Origin of the sequence: Allomuricauda sp. CP2A (assembly GCF_001683915.1) — a bacterium.
Taxonomy (GTDB): domain Bacteria; phylum Bacteroidota; class Bacteroidia; order Flavobacteriales; family Flavobacteriaceae; genus Flagellimonas.
The window spans coordinates 52475-71915 of sequence record NZ_LXTT01000169.1 but is presented as its reverse complement, the minus strand read 5'-3'; the positions used below and the strand labels follow the sequence as shown (position 1 = coordinate 71915).

Annotated in this window: 6 protein-coding genes and 1 tRNA gene; 3 read left to right on the top strand and 4 right to left on the bottom strand. The window is 44.9% G+C overall.

What is annotated here, in order from left to right; translation table 11 throughout:
* The first annotated feature begins 104 nt into the window (after positions 1-104).
* The 3 genes from rnr to A7D14_RS19360 are packed head-to-tail and all read left to right on the top strand — an operon-like array spanning position 105 to position 3698.
* On the top strand, positions 105-2294 hold the full coding sequence (gene rnr / locus A7D14_RS19370; RefSeq protein ID WP_067038135.1) for a ribonuclease R: 2190 nt from the start codon (positions 105-107) through the stop codon (positions 2292-2294).
* Positions 2295-2346: 52 nt separating this feature from the next.
* Positions 2347-3024: a head GIN domain-containing protein gene (locus A7D14_RS19365; RefSeq protein ID WP_067038133.1), complete on the top strand. Its 678-nt coding sequence runs from the start codon at positions 2347-2349 to the stop codon at positions 3022-3024.
* Positions 3025-3029: 5 nt separating this feature from the next.
* Positions 3030-3698: a LysE family translocator gene (locus A7D14_RS19360; protein WP_067038131.1), complete on the top strand. Its 669-nt coding sequence runs from the start codon at positions 3030-3032 to the stop codon at positions 3696-3698.
* A gap of 31 nt (positions 3699-3729) precedes the next feature.
* On the opposite strand, the gene A7D14_RS19355 is transcribed toward A7D14_RS19360, so the two are convergent.
* The 4 genes from A7D14_RS19355 to A7D14_RS19340 all read right to left on the bottom strand — a co-directional run bounded on the left by A7D14_RS19355 (position 3730) and on the right by A7D14_RS19340 (position 19439).
* A tRNA-Cys gene (locus A7D14_RS19355) sits at positions 3730-3800 on the bottom strand.
* Positions 3801-3845: 45 nt separating this feature from the next.
* Positions 3846-4208: a dihydroneopterin aldolase gene (gene folB, locus A7D14_RS19350; protein WP_067038129.1), complete on the bottom strand. Its 363-nt coding sequence runs from the start codon at positions 4206-4208 to the stop codon at positions 3846-3848.
* Positions 4209-4252: 44 nt separating this feature from the next.
* Complete coding sequence (locus tag A7D14_RS19345) at positions 4253-5203, bottom strand: type IX secretion system membrane protein PorP/SprF (RefSeq protein ID WP_067038127.1); 951 nt, start codon at positions 5201-5203, stop codon at positions 4253-4255.
* Between the two features lie 22 nt (positions 5204-5225).
* Positions 5226-19439, bottom strand: coding sequence for a T9SS type B sorting domain-containing protein (locus A7D14_RS19340; protein WP_176712456.1), 14214 nt, complete (start codon positions 19437-19439; stop codon positions 5226-5228).
* Positions 19440-19441 lie beyond the last annotated feature (2 nt).

The window sequence follows — 19441 nt, the reverse complement described above, 5'->3', positions numbered from 1 at the left end:
ATTATAATGATTGTTGATAAAATAGACTTGACCTTTGCATTACCTTACCTTTGTTGGTAGGTCAAGAATTTTAATTTGTATTTTTCAAAAAAATAAGGACGTAAATGTCAAAGAAGAAGAAGAAGAAGAGGAACAGAAGTCAACGGAAGAATGAGATTACCAAGGGCATTTTTACAGTTCTTGAAAAAGAGCCTTCCCAAAGCTTTAACTACAAGCAAATAGCTTCACAATTAGGGATTACCGATACGCAGGACAGAAACGATTTGATCAAACGTCTGGGGCAACTGAAAGCCACTAATAGAATTATTGAGGAGGATCGTGGAAAATATAAGAAAAAACCAAGCTTGCATACGTATTTCACGGGAAGGGTGGACATGACCACCAGTGGCAATGCATATGTGGTCATTGAGGATAGGGAGGACGATGTCTTTGTTCCTTTCAATAGGATCAATAAAGCATTTCATGGTGATATTGTTGAGGTTTTTCTGAAACCCAAACGTAACGGGAAACGCCCGGAAGGCGAAGTTTCAAAAGTATTGGAACGCAGAAAATCCACTTTTGTGGGCATTGTGGACAAACAAAAGACATTTGCTTTTGTTAGACCAACCGACCCCAAAATGTATACCGATATTTTCATCCCATTGGAAAAATTGAAGAAGGCCAATGATGGTGATAAGGTTTTGGTACAACTCGGCGAATGGCCAGACGATACCGATTCACCTTATGGTGAAGTGATAGAAGTTCTTGGAAAACCAGGAGAGCATGATACCGAAATACATTCCATTTTGGCGGAATACGGTTTGCCGTATACATTTCCACATGAGGTGGAACAGTTTGCCCAAACCTTGGATACGTCCATCAAGGAATCCGAGATTGCCAAGCGAAGGGATATGCGGGACGTGCTCACCTTCACCATAGATCCAAAAGATGCCAAGGATTTTGATGATGCGCTTTCCTTTCAACAGTTGGAGAATGGCAATTATGAAATAGGGATTCATATTGCAGATGTGTCCCACTATGTTTTACCCGATACCATTTTGGAAGATGAGGCCTTTGATCGGGCCACATCGGTGTATTTGGTAGATCGTGTGGTGCCCATGCTTCCGGAAGTATTGTCCAACAACGCCTGTTCCTTGAGGCCCAATGAGGAAAAATATACGTTTTCCGCCATTTTTGAGATGGATGACAAGGCCAAATTGGTCAACCAGTGGTTTGGTAGAACAGCCATCAATTCCAATGAACGTTTTGCGTATGAAGAGGCACAGCACATTATAGAGACCAAAAAAGCGGAAATCCCAAAGGAGATTTCAATCAGGGGAGAAGCTTACACCGTCTCAGATGACGTAAAGGATGCGATTCTTAAATTCGATGAACTGGCCAAGATTATGCGGAAGGCCAGGATGGATGCCGGAGCCATTTCTTTTGATAAGATTGAGGTACGCTTCAACCTGAATGAAAAGAACGAACCGGAAAGTGTGTATTTCAAGGAAACAAAGGAAGCCAATAAATTGATTGAGGAGTTCATGCTGCTGGCCAACCGAAAAGTGGCGGAATTTATTGGAAAGAAGAAGAAAACCTTTGTCTACCGGGTACATGATGAGCCCGATGAGGATAAATTACTGGCCTTGAACGGGGTTATTTCCCGTTTTGGACATAGCATCAACCTAAAGGACAGAAAGAGCATCAACAGTTCTCTAAACCAGTTGCTGGAGGATGTAAAAGGAAAGAAAGAACAGAATTTGGTGGATACTTTGGCCATACGTAGTATGAGCAAGGCCATTTATACCACGGATAATATAGGGCATTATGGTCTGGGATTTGAATATTATACGCATTTTACCTCGCCCATTCGTAGATACCCAGATGTTATGGTCCATCGGTTATTGCAGCACTATTTGGATGGAGGAAAACCACCCAAAGAGGCCATTTATGAGGAAAAGTGCAAGCATTCCTCGGATATGGAGTTATTGGCGGCCAATGCAGAACGGGATTCGGTGAAATATATGCAGATAAAGTTCATGGAAGACCATAAGGACCAAGAGTTTTTGGGCGTGATATCCGGAGTCACGGAATGGGGCATTTATGTGGAAATCATTGAAAATAAATGTGAAGGCATGGTTCGCATAAGAGATATTAAGGACGATTACTATGTTTTTGATGAACGCCAATATGCCATTGTTGGTGAGCGAAGGAAAAAGGTATATCAATTGGGAGATGAAGTTTATGTAATGGTCAAGGATTCCGATTTGGTAAAAAGGCATTTGGACTTTTCGTTGATCGGTAAGAAGGAATGATACTATTTTTGAATAAAATTTGTTATTCTATTGAGAACCAAATTTTTATAGTATGAAAACCTACACAATTGTTTTGTTGAGCCTTTCTTTTCAAGTATTGATTGCCCAAGGGGAGGTAACACAAAATCTTCAGGGTTTTACGGAGGTAAAGGCTTTTGATGGGCTTTCTGTACGCCTAATCAAATCAAAAGAGAACAAGGCGGTCATCAGTGGGGAAAACACGGATAAAGTGGCCATTGTCAATAATGATGGCGTTTTAAAAATAAGAATGGAAATTGATAAATTGTTCAGTGGTTATAGAACGTATGTTGATTTGTATCATACCGAGACGCTTAAAGTTATCGATGTAAATGAGGATGCACGTATTTCTTCAGATGAAACTTATGTGCAGGACGTCTTGGAACTCAAAGCGCAAGAAGGTGCTGAATTGGAAGTGAATTGCCAAGTAGACCAGCTTTTGATCAAGGCAGTTTCGGGAGGAGAAATCTTTGCTGCTGGGTTTTCAAACAATCAAGATGTCATTATCAATACCGGAGGTGCCTACAACGGAAGAACATTTAAAACAAAGTTTACTACCATTTCGGTAAACGCAGGGGGCAACGCAGAAATTTATGCAACGGATTATGTAAAAGCCAATGTGAAGGCAGGTGGTGAGGTTCTGGTCTATGGTGACCCAAAGAAAATGGATGAAAGTACCGTGTTCGGAGGAAAAATTAAAAGAATGGAATAGGGAACATGATCGATGATATACAGGCAGCCATACCGTTAGGATTCTTGTTGAGTTTTATGATTGGCCCTGTCTTTTTTGTACTGTTGGAAACCAGTGCAACAAAAGGATTCAGGGCAGGGGTGAGTTTGGATATTGGGGTCATTATTGCAGACATTCTTTTTTTGCTCATTGCCTATTTCAGTAGTTTTCAATTGTTGGAAAACCTGAGCAACCAACCTGGACTTTTTGTTTTTGGAGGTATGATCCTCTTGGTGTACGGCATTGTGCTCTTCGTGAAAAAAGACGGAAAAAAGGCACGATTAAAAGCCAAGAAAGGGAACTATCTAGCCCTTATGGTAAAAGGTTTTTTATTGAACTTCATCAACATAGGTGTTTTGGCATTTTGGTTGGGACTTCTTATTGTGGTTGGGCCAAGTTTGGATAACGACCCCGACCGGATGCTGGTATTTTTCTCTACAGTGTTGGTTGTCTACTTCACTACAGATTTGGTCAAGATTGTACTGGCCAAGCAATTAAAAAGGTATTTGACCAAGGAACGGATCGTTCTGATAAAAAAAGGGCTTGGAATTGTGCTGATCATCTGTGGGATTGTTTTGATTATCAAGGGATTTTTGCCTAAGGATGAGTTCAACATCCAGAAAGAAATCGAACGGATAGAACACATCAACGAATAAAAAAACCCAACAAAATTTGTTGGGTTTGCAGAGGCATCGAGCGGATTCGAACCGCTGTACAAGCTTTTGCAGAGCTGTGCCTAGCCACTCGGCCACGATGCCGTTCAGGAGTGCAAATGTACTACTTTTTTTAGGTTACCCAAACCATTATTTGGGCCTTTCAACGGCCAAAACAACGGTTACACTTTCCACATCACCGCCAATTGGGGGATTAATTTTTGAAACTTCAACAATAACTTTTGAAACTTCTTTTATTTCCAAAAAAATACGATCAATGATACGTTTGGCAACGTGTTCCAAAAGGTTGGAACGGATGGCCATTTCCTCTTTTACGATGTTGTTCAAATGAACATAATCTACGGTTTCACTGAGCTTATCGGATGCTGCAGGTAAAGAGAGATCAGCAGAAATTTCCAAATCTACCCTATAATCGCTCCCAATGAGCATTTCCTCCTTTAAGCACCCGTGATTGGAATGTATCCTGATGTTGTTTACCCTAATCTTTCCCACTCTTTCGGTTTAAACAGGGCAAAAATAGGGTAAAACCTGCTAAATCAATACATACATCTACAGTTGCTTATCCCTTGGAAGAGATCCATTCCAACGGTAACCACATGGGTTCCCGTGCTATATCCCAAAATTTCGTTGGTAATCACTTGGTAGGAATAGCCAAAATAGAAGTTGCTTTTCTTGAATCCGGCTATGGGAGCTATGTACAAAGGTTTACCCAACTGGTCGTTCAAGAAACGGTAAGTAAGGCCCACGTAGTAATAGTCCTCAAAATCGTGAAAACGGAACTTGGCGTTCAAATCCGTAACGGAACGATTATCACTTTCAAACCATTGAAAGAAAACGGATGGTTCCAATTCCAGCTTGCTGTTTTTGTTCTTGGAAATGCTATATCCTGTGTAGACATAATAATTTCTCAAGGTATTTGGCTCAAAAACAGGGTTGAACTGTTCCAGGTTTTTGTTCAGGATGTTGGAGGCATTTAAACTGAAATAGAATTTGTTGTACCGATACAGTACCCCCAAATCAAAATTGTGGTTGGTGGTGGCTTTATCATCTGTGGGTAGCTGTCCGTTGTTTTCCCTAAAGTTTTCTACATCTATCCGAAACTGGTTAAAGTTGTAGGATATACCAAAGGACATAAAGATGTCGTCATATCTATCCAAGGTCAAGTGGTGGGCAAAGGAAACCCGGGCCCCCCTTTGTTTGGTTTCGCCATTACTATCGTTGTACAAAAGCATTCCCAACCCAGAACGGTTTCCAATCCTGGCATCGGCGGCCAAGGTTTGGGTGTCTGGAGCATCCTCTATTCCCACCCATTGCGTTAACCCATTTAAACGAACCTTTATGTGGTCTCCAATACCCGCATAGGTAGGGGACATGATAAAGGGGTTGTCAGCAATATATTGGGAAAGCTGGGGAATCGTCAACTCCTGTCCTTTGACCATAAAGGCCAAAAGAAACAAAAGGACGGAGAAATATGCTTTTTTAAACATTTGTGGTTCAGTAGGTTAAGTTTTATTGTCGATATAGGGTAAAGTGGCCTACAAACTCGCGATCATCATTTTCGCCATTCAGACGTATGATATACCAGTAATCTCCTGTGGGCAATGGTTTACCATCGTATTCTCCACTCCAGCCGGCGGTATCCCGAGTCATCTTTTCCACTACTCTACCATAACGATCATAAATGGTAATTAGTACATCGGGGAAGCCTTCTAAATTGTCTGGAATCCACATATCATTGAGACCATCTCCATCTGGTGTAAAGAAGTTTGGCATTTCAATATCAATGAACTCCATGAATATCTCAGCGCTCATCTCACATCCATTCTGGTCAATCACGGTAACGGTATACGTATCCGTCCTATTGATATAGAAGGTGTTATCGGTTCCGTTGTCCACATCACCAAAGTAGAAGGTATAGTCCTCTACTCCACCAGTAGCAATGGCCGTAATTTGGTTGATGTTGTTGTTTTCCAACACCAAGGTCAATGGCTCAAAGCCCTCTATAGTGAAATCATAGGTGGTCATACAGCCATTGGCATGTGCAATGGTGATATAGTGATTACCTGGAGCTATATTGGTAAAGTCTGAAGACAATTGCATATCTGCAGGGTCGGTTGAATCCAAAGCATACAACACATCTGCTTCAACCGTTGGATCTTCAAAGACAATATCCAGAGAATTGTCAGGAATATTTCCGGTACACTCGTACATTGGGGTTACGGTGGCATTCAAGTTTACGCCCGGTTCTATTTCCACAAAAACATTGGTCTCACATCCTTGGGCATCCCGTACAAAGACCACATGGGTTCCTGCGGCAAGATTTTGGAATACCGTTTGATTGGGCACAAAATCCGCATCCGCATTGGAGTTCAGGGCAGTCTCATAAGGAGCTGTACCTCCTGCAATCTGTAGTTCAAATGAACCATCGGCACTATTGAAGCACACTTCATGCATAATGTTGATGGCCTCTGCCTCTACAGGTTCAGGTTGTACAATTTCAAACTGGAAGGTCATGAAACAACCATTCCTGTCCTGAGCGATCACATCGTAAACTCCAGGAGCCAAATCGGTGAAGGTGTTTTCGGTATCAAACTGATCAAGGTTTGGTGAAATGGCGTAGAAAATCTCACCGGTTCCTCCAGAAACTTCCACTGTGATGGTACCGTCATCCATTCCTGCACAGGTAACATTGGTAAAGCTTTGATTGTCTACCTGCAATGGCGCTGGATCTACAATGATGACCTCAGGAGAGACCTCAACACAGTCTTGACTGGTAACACGCACAAAGTAGCTACCCGCAGGAAGACCGTTGAAGGTTCCGTTGCTTTGTGGACCGGTCACCAAGTTGGACAGGGCCGCATCACCAAATAGCTCATATTGATAATTACCTAGTCCGCCAGTGGCTTGGGCCCTAATGGTGGCCGTTGATTCACCCATACAGTTAATAAAGGCCGCAGAATCATCTATGTTGATGGTCAATGGCGGTATCATATCCACACTCACTTGGTTGGAGATTTGCGCCTCACATCCAAATGCATCACGCACATAATATTGATATACCCCGGCACCTACATTGAAGGTGTGGGTGTCGCCACCGCTCATGGCCGAGTAGGAAATACCATCTGTACTGTACTCATACGGAGCAGTTCCTCCTGTGGCGGTCAATTGTATTTGAGCTTGATCGTTACAGGTCATGGCACTCAACTGCACCAATGAAGCAGTAACATCTGTAGGTTCGGTAATGGTCACCTGTGGTGTTTCCACATCGCAATTCCAACCATCTGTAACGGTGATGCTGTAAATTCCAGCACCCAAATTGTTGAACGTATCTGAAGATTGCTCTCCAGTGGTAAACACAATGGTTGTGCCTGTTGGGTCATAGGTATTTAACTGATATTCATATACACCTTCACCACCTATAACATTTATGGCCGAAACCGAAGCATTGGTATCACCGTAGCAAGTCAACATAGTGGTTGATGCTGAAATATCAGCGGTTATTGGATCAGGTTGAATCAAAGTAATGGGCTCGTTGATGACACATCCATTGGCATCGGTGATTTGGACATCAAAATCACCTGCGGACAATCCACTGAACAGATAGCTGTACACATTGTTTCTGGTATACACTTGCGTAGTGGTTGTGTTGGTCACAACAATATCATACGGAGCGTATCCTCCCGTAGGAGCCACCAACAGTTCCCCTTGGTCATTGGCACAGGTAACATTGGCCACCTCTTGTGGGGTCACTTCCAGTTCCGCACTTGGCGAAATGATGGTTATGGTATTGGAATCCTCAACACACTCTGGATAGCCAGTTTCAGAGACACGTACAAAGTAATTGCCACCCACCAAGGCAGGGTCAGTAATGGACAATGGGTTTGTGGCAGTGTTGGCACTTCCTGTAATACCTGTAGTGGCACCGTTGGAGTTGAACACCTCAAAATCGTAGGTTCCAGTATATCCAGTTACATCGATTTCAAGGGTGCCAGCGCCACCAAAACATACGGCAGGCGCAGTAGCGGTTGCCACTACGTCGATTAGATTGTAAGGAGCAATGGTATACGGTGCTGTGGTTACATAACAACCCGTTGCATCATCGGTAACCCTAAAGGTATATGTGCCTGGGGCAATCAACTCAAAAGTAGCGGTTGTATTGGACAACACCACTGGAGCTGATCCGTAAGGATTTCCAATTGGCAGCAGTTCAAATGTGTAACTATTGGACACATCACCATTATCGGAAACGGTCAACAATACTTCTTCTGGGTTGACACAGCTTATGCCGACATTCTGGGTTACATCAACGGTAAAGGTGTTGATGGTAGGTATCGCAACAGAGGTCGTTGTAGTACATCCATTGGCATCCCTTACATAGACCGTAACATTCTGGTCAACTCCAGTATCTACCACAGGGAATGTGTTTGAGGTCTGGAAGTTGATGTTGTTCAAACTATACACATAATCCGCTGTTCCGCCAGTAGGCGTAACGGTAATGGTTGAGGTATTCACTGAATTGTTCGGATTACACACAAAATCTGTAGCCGAAGCAGTAGCGGATAATGCTGTCGGTTCGGTAACCGTAGCGTCAAAGAAATCCTCACAAGCTCTTGAAGAAATTACACGGACGCGGTAATCTCCAGCAGGAAGGTTGTCAAATATAGCACTGCTTTGTGCAAAGCGGTATGGGGTAACCAAATCGGACATTTCATAAAGCTCATAGGTATATACAGGATCTACCACGGAGGCAGGATCTAATACCACGGTCAAACTACCATCGGAACCACCAAAACAGTTCACAGGGTCTTCAAGCACACTGTCGATTACAGGTTCAACCTTATCGTCCAATTCTTGGGTAACGGTAACGGTACAAGGAACCCCAGTATCGTTATCGGTTACGGTGAAGGTGTACATACCGGGCTGAATAAGTCCAGTAAAGACCCCTGTTGCATTTGTTATTGTTGTAGTAGCATCAGGGAAAAGCACCTCATAGGTCAGGTTGGATGAGCCTCCACTAACATTCACGGTGATTCTTCCCCCTGGGTCTACAGTACAGTCAATAGGTTTTACCACGGTTGTTGTGGCTGTCATGGCATCCAAGAGCACAACAGGGCCAACCGTTGTGGTACAGGTCCATTGATCGGCAATCAACACTTGATATGAACCGGCGCCCAATCCAGAGAAAACAGGGTTGGTCTGGGGCGAACCTACGTTAGATCCATTTCGGATAAGCTGATAGGTATAGTTGCTTCCTTGTCCACCTGCAGTACCCACAACTTCAATTTCACCCTCAAGATTGGTACAGTTATCCTGATTGATCTGAAGTGTCGCAGTGATGGGCAATGGATTAGTCAACGTTTCATCGGGCAATTGCAAAGCACAACCGTTTTGGTCAATGACCCAGATTTCATACGTGCCGGCCACAAGATTTTCAAACCTTGGATTGGACACATAGTTAGCAGGGTTGTTGGGGTCTGGGTTTGGTGTTGTGCCCACATAGTAAGCATAACCACCCCATCCGCCTTGTACATTGACCACCTCAATGATTCCGTCATCCATTGGGCCGCAAGTAATATCGGTGACTTCAACAGCTGCGGAAAGAGCTGAAGAGGGACCTGCTATGGTAAAGGCTTCCACATTGGTACATTCTGGGAAAGCATCTTGGGAAATTTCCACTAAATAGCTTCCAGCGGGTAAAGCAATGGGAGCAGTTGGTCCGGTAGTTCCTGAAGAGCCACTGGTAACAACCGTATCGTCCGCAGTATTTACAGGTGTGCCATTGGTATTGTAAATGGTCCAATTAAAGCCACCCGCATAAACAGCGTCCAAAAGTTCAAAGGTAACCTGACCACTTGCGGTACCATAACACACCACATCGTTGACCACAACAGTATCTATGGTGAAGGTATTCGGGTTGTCAATGGTTTCGGAGGTTGAAACAATACAGCCCGTATCGATATGACGTACCAAGAAATTATGGGTTCCCGCATCGAGACCACCAAAGATATTGGAGGCCTGCCAAGAGGTGCCATTGTCAATGCTGTATTCAAACCGCGATGGATCACCTGCGGTTGATGTTACGGTGATGGTTATTTCACCGTCCATGCCAGGACTACAGCTCAATGGGTTGGTAATGGCAGCGGTGGCGCCGGTTATCTCGTCAAATGGGGCAACGGTTGCTGAGGTGGAGCCCAAACAGCCGTTTTCATCATATACATTGATGATATAATTGCCTCCTGTCGTATTGGTTTCTATATAGGAGTTGTTGGATCCAGACTGAACCACAACATCATCTCCTGTAGCAGGAGTACCTTGATCATTGATAAACTCGTAGATAACATAAGTGCCACTTCCACCAGTAATGGACCCTGAATCCACAGTGATGGTGGCATTGTTCATATTGTTGCCTGCAACACAGCCAAACTCCACTACATCAACAACTGGAACGACAATGGGGTTGGGTTCGCCAATAACAATGCCGTTGATTTCCGCAGGACAGTTATTGGATCCCACGGCACGGACATCATAAGTTCCGGCAGGAAGGTTTTCAAAGGTATTACCGTTCAATACAGCTCCTGCAGGCATGGGAACAAGCGTGTAAGTCAATGGATTGATACCGTTGTCCACTTCATGGAGGGTAATGCTTCCATCACTTCCACCATGGCAGCTCACATCCACATGGGTTTCGGTAAATGTTGGTAGCGGAGCGTCCGGAACATCTATGGTAATGGTCTTGGGGCAGTTTGGTGGGGCGGTGCCCATATCAAACACCACGACGTCATAGCTGCCCGCAGCTGCTGCACCCGTCCATGTAAAAGGATTGGAAGACAGAACTGCTCGCACTTGATCGTTTGCACCAGGACCGTCAATCATGTATTCGTAATTGCCAGAACCGGAAATGACCTCTATTTCAATCTCTGCATTGGCAGCAGCACCGGGCTCACAGTCAAGGGCCACGGTTTGAATGGCCGTGAATTCCAATGGCGCCGATATGTTGATGGTATCGGTATCTGTACAGCCATTGCTGTCGATAATGGAAACATTGTATGATCCAGGGGCAACGTTGTTAAACACACCGCCGTTGTCCAAATAGGTGGTGCCACCATCCAAAGAGTAGAATATCTGGGCTGCGGTACTAGTAGCGGTTATGGTCACCGTTATGGGCGAATCACAGTTCTCCACCACAATGCTGTCTATGGTCGGATTGGGCGTTAAATCCAAGTTTACGGGACCTAGATCCACACTACAACCATATTGGTCTTCCATGAGTACATTGTAACTTCCAGCTGGGGAATTGGCAGGAATTTCGATAGGGTTGTCAGAAGTGGAAGTAATGGTTGTGAAGCCGGAAGGACCAGTAACCGTATAGGTGTATATTCCACCGCCACCAAGAGGATTTTGGATTTGAATGAGCCCAGGGGCATCACAACTGATATCTTGGAGAACAACCGGAGTGCCCGACAAAGGATCCAATTCTTCCAGAAGCTCGTTTTCTGAAGCACTTACACAGCTATCAACACCTCCACCGTCTACTTCAACCACTTCAATATAATAGTTCCCGGGAGCTAGGCCATTAACAGTAACATCTTGGGGAGAAGAGAAAGGAACGATACCGCCACTATCTGTTACAAATGTGGAAGTACCAGAACTCATATCATATAACGTCCACCTAAATTGGGATTCAAAAGGGGCTTCGTTGTCGGTAATGGTATAGGTAATGCTACCATTATTTGCGCCATCACAACTTGGGGTAACGCTAGAGGCAATTTCCAAGGGAGCGGTAATCAAATCATTGACGTTCACATTACTTTGACGCACACATCCTGCGGCATCCCTTACATAGAACACATACGTTCTACCAGGGACCAATCCAGTAAACACATATGGCGTGAACTCGTCCTGGGCCGGAGTTGTCCATGGAACTGCCGGGGTTATGGGATCAAAATTGGCAGGATCATCAGAATAGGTGTAATTATAATCGGGTGTTCCTTCGGAACCTTGAACGGTTACCTGCAATTCGTTACAGTTTACAACAATGGCAGATATCGAGATATCCAAATCATCCAAAGGATATGGAATGATGAAAGGCGGTAGGTCTGTTTGACAGATGGTGTTTCCTGACCCGTCCACGGTTCTCATGGAAGGATAAACGGTCTGTCCAGAGGTATAGCCTGTAAATTGATCAGAAGTTCCTGGAGTTGAATTGTCGCCAATCCATGTAACTCCACCGTTGTCACTAAATTCAATAGTTCCTAAAGTGGTTGGATACCCAGAGAATCCAAAACCAAAATCATTTGGGTCACCTGTACAGGAAGAAGGCGTGATTCCCGTAACAACCCCAGTCAGTTCATCAGGGTTGTTGATGGTCTGGGTATCTGTTATGACACAACCCGATGCATCAGTCACATTGATGGTGTAATCTCCGGGCATCAAATTGTAATAGGTTCTGCTTGTGGCCAACACATTGGTGTCGGTTTGGTTGGATGCACCTCCATTGTCCAAATCAATAATTTCAATGGTATAAGGGGCGACTCCAGAGGTAATATCCACCAAAATGGAGCCTGTTCCATCATGACATTCGGGATCTGTAGGTGTGGCCGTCATGGTCAATGGAGTGGCAGGGGCCACAGTCACGGTTTCCATATATTCACAAAATGGATTGGTGGCCGAGTTGTCCCTAACATACACATCGTAAGTGCCATCGTTACCTGTGGTAACGGTAAATACATTTGAAGCGGAGAACAGACCAGTTGGATCGCCTCCTGTCAACACAAAAGCATATTCCAAGGGAGGAGTTCCCCCAGAAGCGGTCACGGTAATGCTTCCATCGGCACAGGTTGATATATCAACAACATCCACTGATGCAACCAAAGCGTCCACTATGGTAACCGTTTCCAGCACCCCGGTACAGCCATACCCATCCCTAACATTAATGGTATAGGTTCCCGCTGTAAGGTTGCCAAAAGTATGTGTGGTGCCCGTTGCCGGGGTTGGGGTGATCCAAGGACCGCCATTCAAACTGAACTGATAGTCTCCGTTGCCGTCGGTCACATCCACGAGGATGCTGCCGTCGTTATTTCCGCTATAACATGCGGTGGGTGTAACGTCAAAGGCTATATCGGCAGGGGGCACTACGGTAATTACGCTGGTAACGTCCTCGCACAGATTGGTGTCCCTTGCCCTCACCACGTAGTCGCCATCGGTAAGTCCCGTGAACACATTGGAGGATTGGTAAGCGGTGATTACGCCTCCGACACTATCTTCCAATTGGTATTCATATGTAGGGGTTCCCCCAGTTGCGGTTGCCGTAATGACCGCTCCACCATTGGTACAGGTAAGTTCTGTTGTCACGGAAGCGGTTACATCCACTGCATCGGGCTGTGTAAGGTCTTGGTTCAGTTCAACGAAACAGGATGGGTCTCTAAGATCAACAATTCTGATGGTGTGATTGCCAGCCGATAAACCGGGTACGGTTACAGTACCACTGAATTGTGCCGCAGAAACCGCACCTCCATCCACTTGATAGGTAAAACCAGTGGCAGGGTCAAAGTTTTCAGCTTCAAAGGTGATGGTACCATCCGCAACACCATTACAACTGATATCCGTATGTGTTGTGATGGCAGCATCAAAGGCATGACCATCCTCTACGTTAATGTCAAAGCTCAATGAACCAGAACAAACTTCTGGGGTCTGGAACGCTTGGATGTCATCAATGGCGATGTCGTTTCCATTGATTACCGCTGAGTTGGTTCTAATAACAATATCCAGATTGTTGTTTGCGCCAGGATTCAAATTGACAGAATAGTTTTGCCAATCGTTGGCACCGTTGTTTTTCGGAATACTACCTGTGGTTGTGCTGGCGACTATGGTTCCGCCACCATCCACCAATTGGATTTCAATGGAGGGGTCTCCTCCGCCAGTTCCATTTCGAAGTAGGTTGAAGGCCCATAAGGAGACAGTAATATCTCTATTTGGAACCACTTCAACAGCGGTTTTTTGGTACACGATTCCGCCCACTCCGGCTACACCGCCCACATTGATGGCCAAAAACCTTCCATTGGCCAAAGCTGTGTGGTCATTGGGACTTAACCATGACCCGTAAGGGTTTACAATGGTCTGGGTCACCGAATATTCCCCATCCTGAATGTGGGTGTCGATGCCCCAACCACAGGAGTTTACAGAACCGTTTTGGGGTTCATAGCAATATGCGGGGTCAATCTCGGAAATACTGGTATTGGGCCCAGTTCCAAAGTTTTCGGACAACAAGATGCTCGGTGATGGAGCTATATTGCTGGTATAGTTTACTGTGATGGCATGGCTTCCCACAGGCACATTGTTGAACGTGTTGGAAGTGTCCGGGGTGTTTGGGTTCCCGTCAATTTCATAGGTATAATCAAAGTCAGGGCTGTCGGGGGTGATGGTAACGATTCCCTCGCCATCACATTCATAATCAATGGTCGGGATTGCGTTGGGAGGTGTTGGTTCTGGCTCTATGGTAACGGACATCGGATAGGTACACAGATTGGCATCCCTGATGTAAAGGGCATGCGTGCCCGGGAACAAAAACCCAATGGAGCTTGCACCGTAGGTGGTTCCCCCATCAAAACTGTACTCATAAGGGGCTGTTCCCCCAATGGCATTGGTGATCCTGACCTCGGCACCCATGCCTGGGTTACATTCCGCAAGCGCCGTAACCGCAGCAGAAGCGGAAAGGGTGAGTGGCTCCGTGATGGTATAGATTTGTGTTACTTCACAGTTGTTGGCATCCCTGACCCGGATGTTGTAGCTTCCGGCAGGACGGTTCACAAAAGTGTTCGATGTTTGATAAGTAGCACCATTGTCTATACTGTATCGGTATGGTGCTTCACCACCAGACGCATTTATGGTAATTTCTGCTTGTGATTCACCACTACAAAGGATATCGGTATTGGAAACGGATATTGCCAACGGGTCATCCTGTACAATTGTGATATCATAAGAGGCTTCACAATAATCTGTTCCACCAGCATTATCCCTTACATAAACATCGTAATCACCGGCAGCAGTAACAGTTACTGGATTGGTGGTTGAAAAATCGCCATCGGCAGGTATTGCACCATCGGCAACCACGGCATAAACATAGTTTCCGTCCCCACCAGCGGCAGAGATGGTAATGTCTGTATCGGTGGCACAAGCTGTGATATTTGGGGCTGAGGCCACAACACTAAGTTCTGGATCAACGGTTATGGAAGCTGAATCCACACAAGTGTTCCCATCCCTAACTTGGATGGTATATGAGCCTGGGCCTAGTCCAGCAAATACATTACTTGCCACAAATGGACCACCATTTAAACTGTATTCATAGTTGCCATCCCCACCGGAAGCAACATTTGCGGTTAGGGTAAGCCCTACTGCATCGTCATAACAAATATCGTTGGGCACAATGGCCAACACAGGGGGCACCGCCTCAATGATGTCAAATGTGTCGGTAAAGACACAACCATTGGCATCTGTTACGGTATACGTATAGGTTCCTCCAACCGTTAGGCCACTAAACAATCCATTGGATTGTGGACCAAAAGTTGCAGGCCCAGCTGTAATTTCATAGGTATAACTTCCCCATCCACCCGAAGCGGTTATGGTCACAGACCCGTCTGAAGGACAGGTAGGTTGCGTAACCGATGCGGAAGCTGTTAAAGCCGAAGGGGGAGCATTTATAGTAACATTAGCCGTATCGGTACAGTTGGTAAAGTTATCGGTAACTGTTATGGTATAGGTTCCCTCGGCCAATCCGGTTAAGGAAATTGTGCCATTGGTCTGAGCACTTCCGGAGAAGGTAGCAGGTCCGGTTACAGCGTAATCGTAATCGGTATTGAAGTTGCTTATGGTATAAAGCAATTCACCATCGGTATCTCCAAAGCAGGTAATATTACTTACGAGTTGTCCTACAACGGCGATTTCCGTAACAGGATCTATGGTGAAGGATTCATCATAGGTACACCCCTTATCATCAGTCACCCTGAAGATGTAGGTATCCGGAGCCAATCCATCAAAATCTGCGGTACCTCCTGAAGTTGAGGTAGCGGCAATTGCAGATGGAGCAATAATTTCAAAAACAAAGGGCGTGTTTCCTCCGACAACCGAAACGGTCACATCCGAAGTGAATGTGGGACAGCTTGGATTGGAAGCCGTAAAGGTTAAATCCGTTGGAGGATCTAATGGGTCAAGTGTGATGGGGTTTGTATCGAATGTACATAGATTGGCGTCCCTAACCGTGATGGTGTATGTGCCGCTGGTCAAGCCTGAAAATGTTTCAGCTCCCGGGCCGCTTACAAAGTTTACGCCATCAATACTGTATTCATATGGTGCGGTGCCACCAGTTACGTTTTGAGCTTCAATGATACCGTCTTGCAAACAGGTATAATCCTGAATCAATGCAGCCGAGCCCGAAATGGCAGTAGCCGGTGCTGAAATGGAATGGTATTCAAAGTAATCACAGGAGGCACTTCCTTTTCTTTGGTTCACAACAATGGCATAATCGCCATTGGTCAACCCAGGAAAATAGCCTGAGGCATTTGTGGCCAATGCATTTGCAAGGTCATAATTTTCATCATCGAAACCAGTGGCATCAAACAAATAGTAGGTAAGTTGGTAGCCATTGTCATCAACAAGATCAAAAACTATAGATCCTGATGCTTCACCATTACAGAGAACATCATTTACAGATGTAGCGTTGAACTCGGCCTCGGGCCTCAACTCTATGGAAACAGTGTTTGATATGGAATGGCAATTGTTTCGGTCTACCACCACAAAGGTATAATCCCCGGGAATCAAAATATCGAATATTTGACTGGTTTGATAGGCGGAAGCTGGAATATCGTTTACAGAGGGATATGAGATCTGGGTAATTCCATCATTGTCCACAAAGGACCAAATGGCATAGGTATGAGGTGTTTTTCCTCCTGTTGATTCCATCAAAATATTACCTTCCCTACAGGTAATGTGTTGTGAAATCCTTGCCTCCAACTCAAGGTCGGTAGTATCTTCAATGGTAACCTGTTCGGTATAATCACACCCATCATCCGTAGTAACCGTTACATCATACACCCCTGCGTTGAGGTTTTCAAAGGTGTAATTGTTATCTGAAGAGGGACCATAGGTGTCCACCACAGTTCCTCCAAGGGAAACTTCGTAGTAGTATTGGGGCTCCACATTTAATATAGAAATGGCAATTTCTCCCAATCCATTACAGTCTACCTCTTTGGGAACAACATCTACCTGAAAATCTCTTCTAAGAATTCCAATGTTGTCCAAGACAAATACACATCCATCGGTAACACCTTGTTGTCTCATTTCAACGGTATAGGCACCGTTATTGGTAATGTTAAAACTTGGACTTGTTTGGTATGGAAACAACACATTTCCAGAGGATTGGTCTATAAGTCGGTACTCATAACTGGCAGGCATATTAGTCACGGTAATGTTTCCATCCGTGTCACAAATAATATCCTCTGATGTGTACTGGGGATCAAGGGGGTTTTTATAGATATTGAAGTAGAATCTACTGAAACATCCATTTTGATAATTGATTATCAACCGATATTGCCCAGCATCTGAGGCCAAAAAGTCGTTACCGGTGTCCACGGTGTTCCAGGTACATCCATTATTGGTATTGGCACAGTCTTGGGTTGCAGCAGCACAGCTTGCCTCGTCCAATTGTTCCCAAACAATACTGGTGGCGTCCGGAATGTTTACTTGGATCAATTCGGTGTCGTTGAGACCACATAAGAAAATCTCTGGAAGTTCACTTCCATCATTGGGACAGACAACGATTTCACCGTCTATGGTGTTGGACGTATCGTTGATCAATGCGGTTATGGGGTTGGATTGTACACTTCCAAAGAGTTCAACCTCAATAATCTCCATAAAATCCTTACAGGGGTCGGCCACCTGTTTATCCACTAGGTAGGCTCCCACTTCGGTAACCAAAATGGTGCTTGGATCATTATCGGCATCTGCATCGGTAATAACCGTATCAGTGCCCAAATCTATCTGATTGTTGCCGTTTTCATCAAGGTACCAGGTGTAACTGTCAAAGTTGTCACCAGCATCCAAAAGCACATTATCTCCACAAAGCTGAACGGTCCTGCTAAAATTACAGGCACTTAAATCGTCCAACAAGAAGTTGGTTGCACCGGGTGTTCCAAAACCACAGCCGTCAAAATCGTAAACACTGGGGTCATCGGTGATTTGTGCAGGATTAATTTCACCGGTATACGTTGAATATGCCAAGTTCTGGATGATATCGGTACAGGCATCAATGAAGTCAAAGCAGTTTTCAGCCACTTGCACACGCATACGAATTGCAGCTGCGGGGTCTCCTTCTTCTATAATGGAATCCGGTATGGTAAATACAATGGTACGCGTTGCGGGGTCGAACGTATAGGTAACCCCTGTTGGCACATCAATACTTGATTCATCAAGGGTTACGTTGATGGGAAGCACATCTCTAATCGTATAGTTTTGGGCACTATCGTTACCTACATTTTGAAAGGTAAGCACATAGTCCAAATACTGTCCCAAATGCACCCCTTGACCGGTAATGTCGTTACCTCCAATATCCTCAACGGTTTTGGCCAAATTTATTTGTGGCTCAATGATCTCTACATCCAAAGAGGTAAAAAAGATGTCGTACTTATCTTGGGTGGATGTAGCTCTCAAGGTAGCCCCGGTCTCATCGTTGGGGATTACCGATTGACTTGGGTTTGGTATGGTAAACAAATCCACATCCCACCCCAATGTATTGATACTGTTTGGGTTACGATTTGTTACGATACTCCCTTCATCAGTAATGTTACTGTTAAAAAAGTTATTTGTTGGGTTGGCGGTGTTGGACAATGTTGTAAATGATGCGTTGCTGTCAGCTCTTATGGCCAGTTGATCACCACTTATTCTGTTGTCTCCCTCCAAAGCGGCAACACCAAGTTTGGCATTTACCGGAAATGGGGCGGGGAGCGTTGTGAACCCACTAAAGGGAATGTCTACCGACTCCCCTGATTTTATACCTGCATATCCGTCAAAGGTGGTTATGTATTTTCCCGGAAGTGTGGGGTTTTCATATACTACCACCAAAGACCAACCTCCCGATACACCGCCTGTTACGCTATCGCCAGAACTTGCCCGGACGTTGCCCACAAAATATTCCCCATCGGGATTTCCCAATGCGGATACTATGGAGGTTACATCTTTATAACAGGCATACGGGGCATAGCTTCCAAAATCGGAATCGCCTTCACCATCAAATAGGATTTCATCTGCCGTAAGATCGATATATGAGCTCCCTGGAACTTGGAATTTAACTTGATTGAAATCACTACTTCTGTTGCTGTCCCTATAGACGGCAGACCAATAAAGTCCTGCATAACGGATTCGGGAACAATCAGAATCTGGTATGGACAAGGTTGCGCTACTTGAACTGAAAGTGGAAGGGTCGCCATCAATATCGATGTATTGCATGTTCAACCTATCATTATATTCAGAGCTACTGCCCGTTAGGTTATATGGGTCTTCAGGGTCATCTCCTCCCTCGTCCCGGTTCACAATATTATTGGCAATAAAGGTTAAATCTCCTTTGAGTCTGTTTTCGTAACGTACATCAAAGTCGTTCTTTACCTGAGAGGTACCCGCCCAAGAGATGAGCGCCACCCCAAGGAACAGCAATATTTTATGTAAATGGTTGGACATGG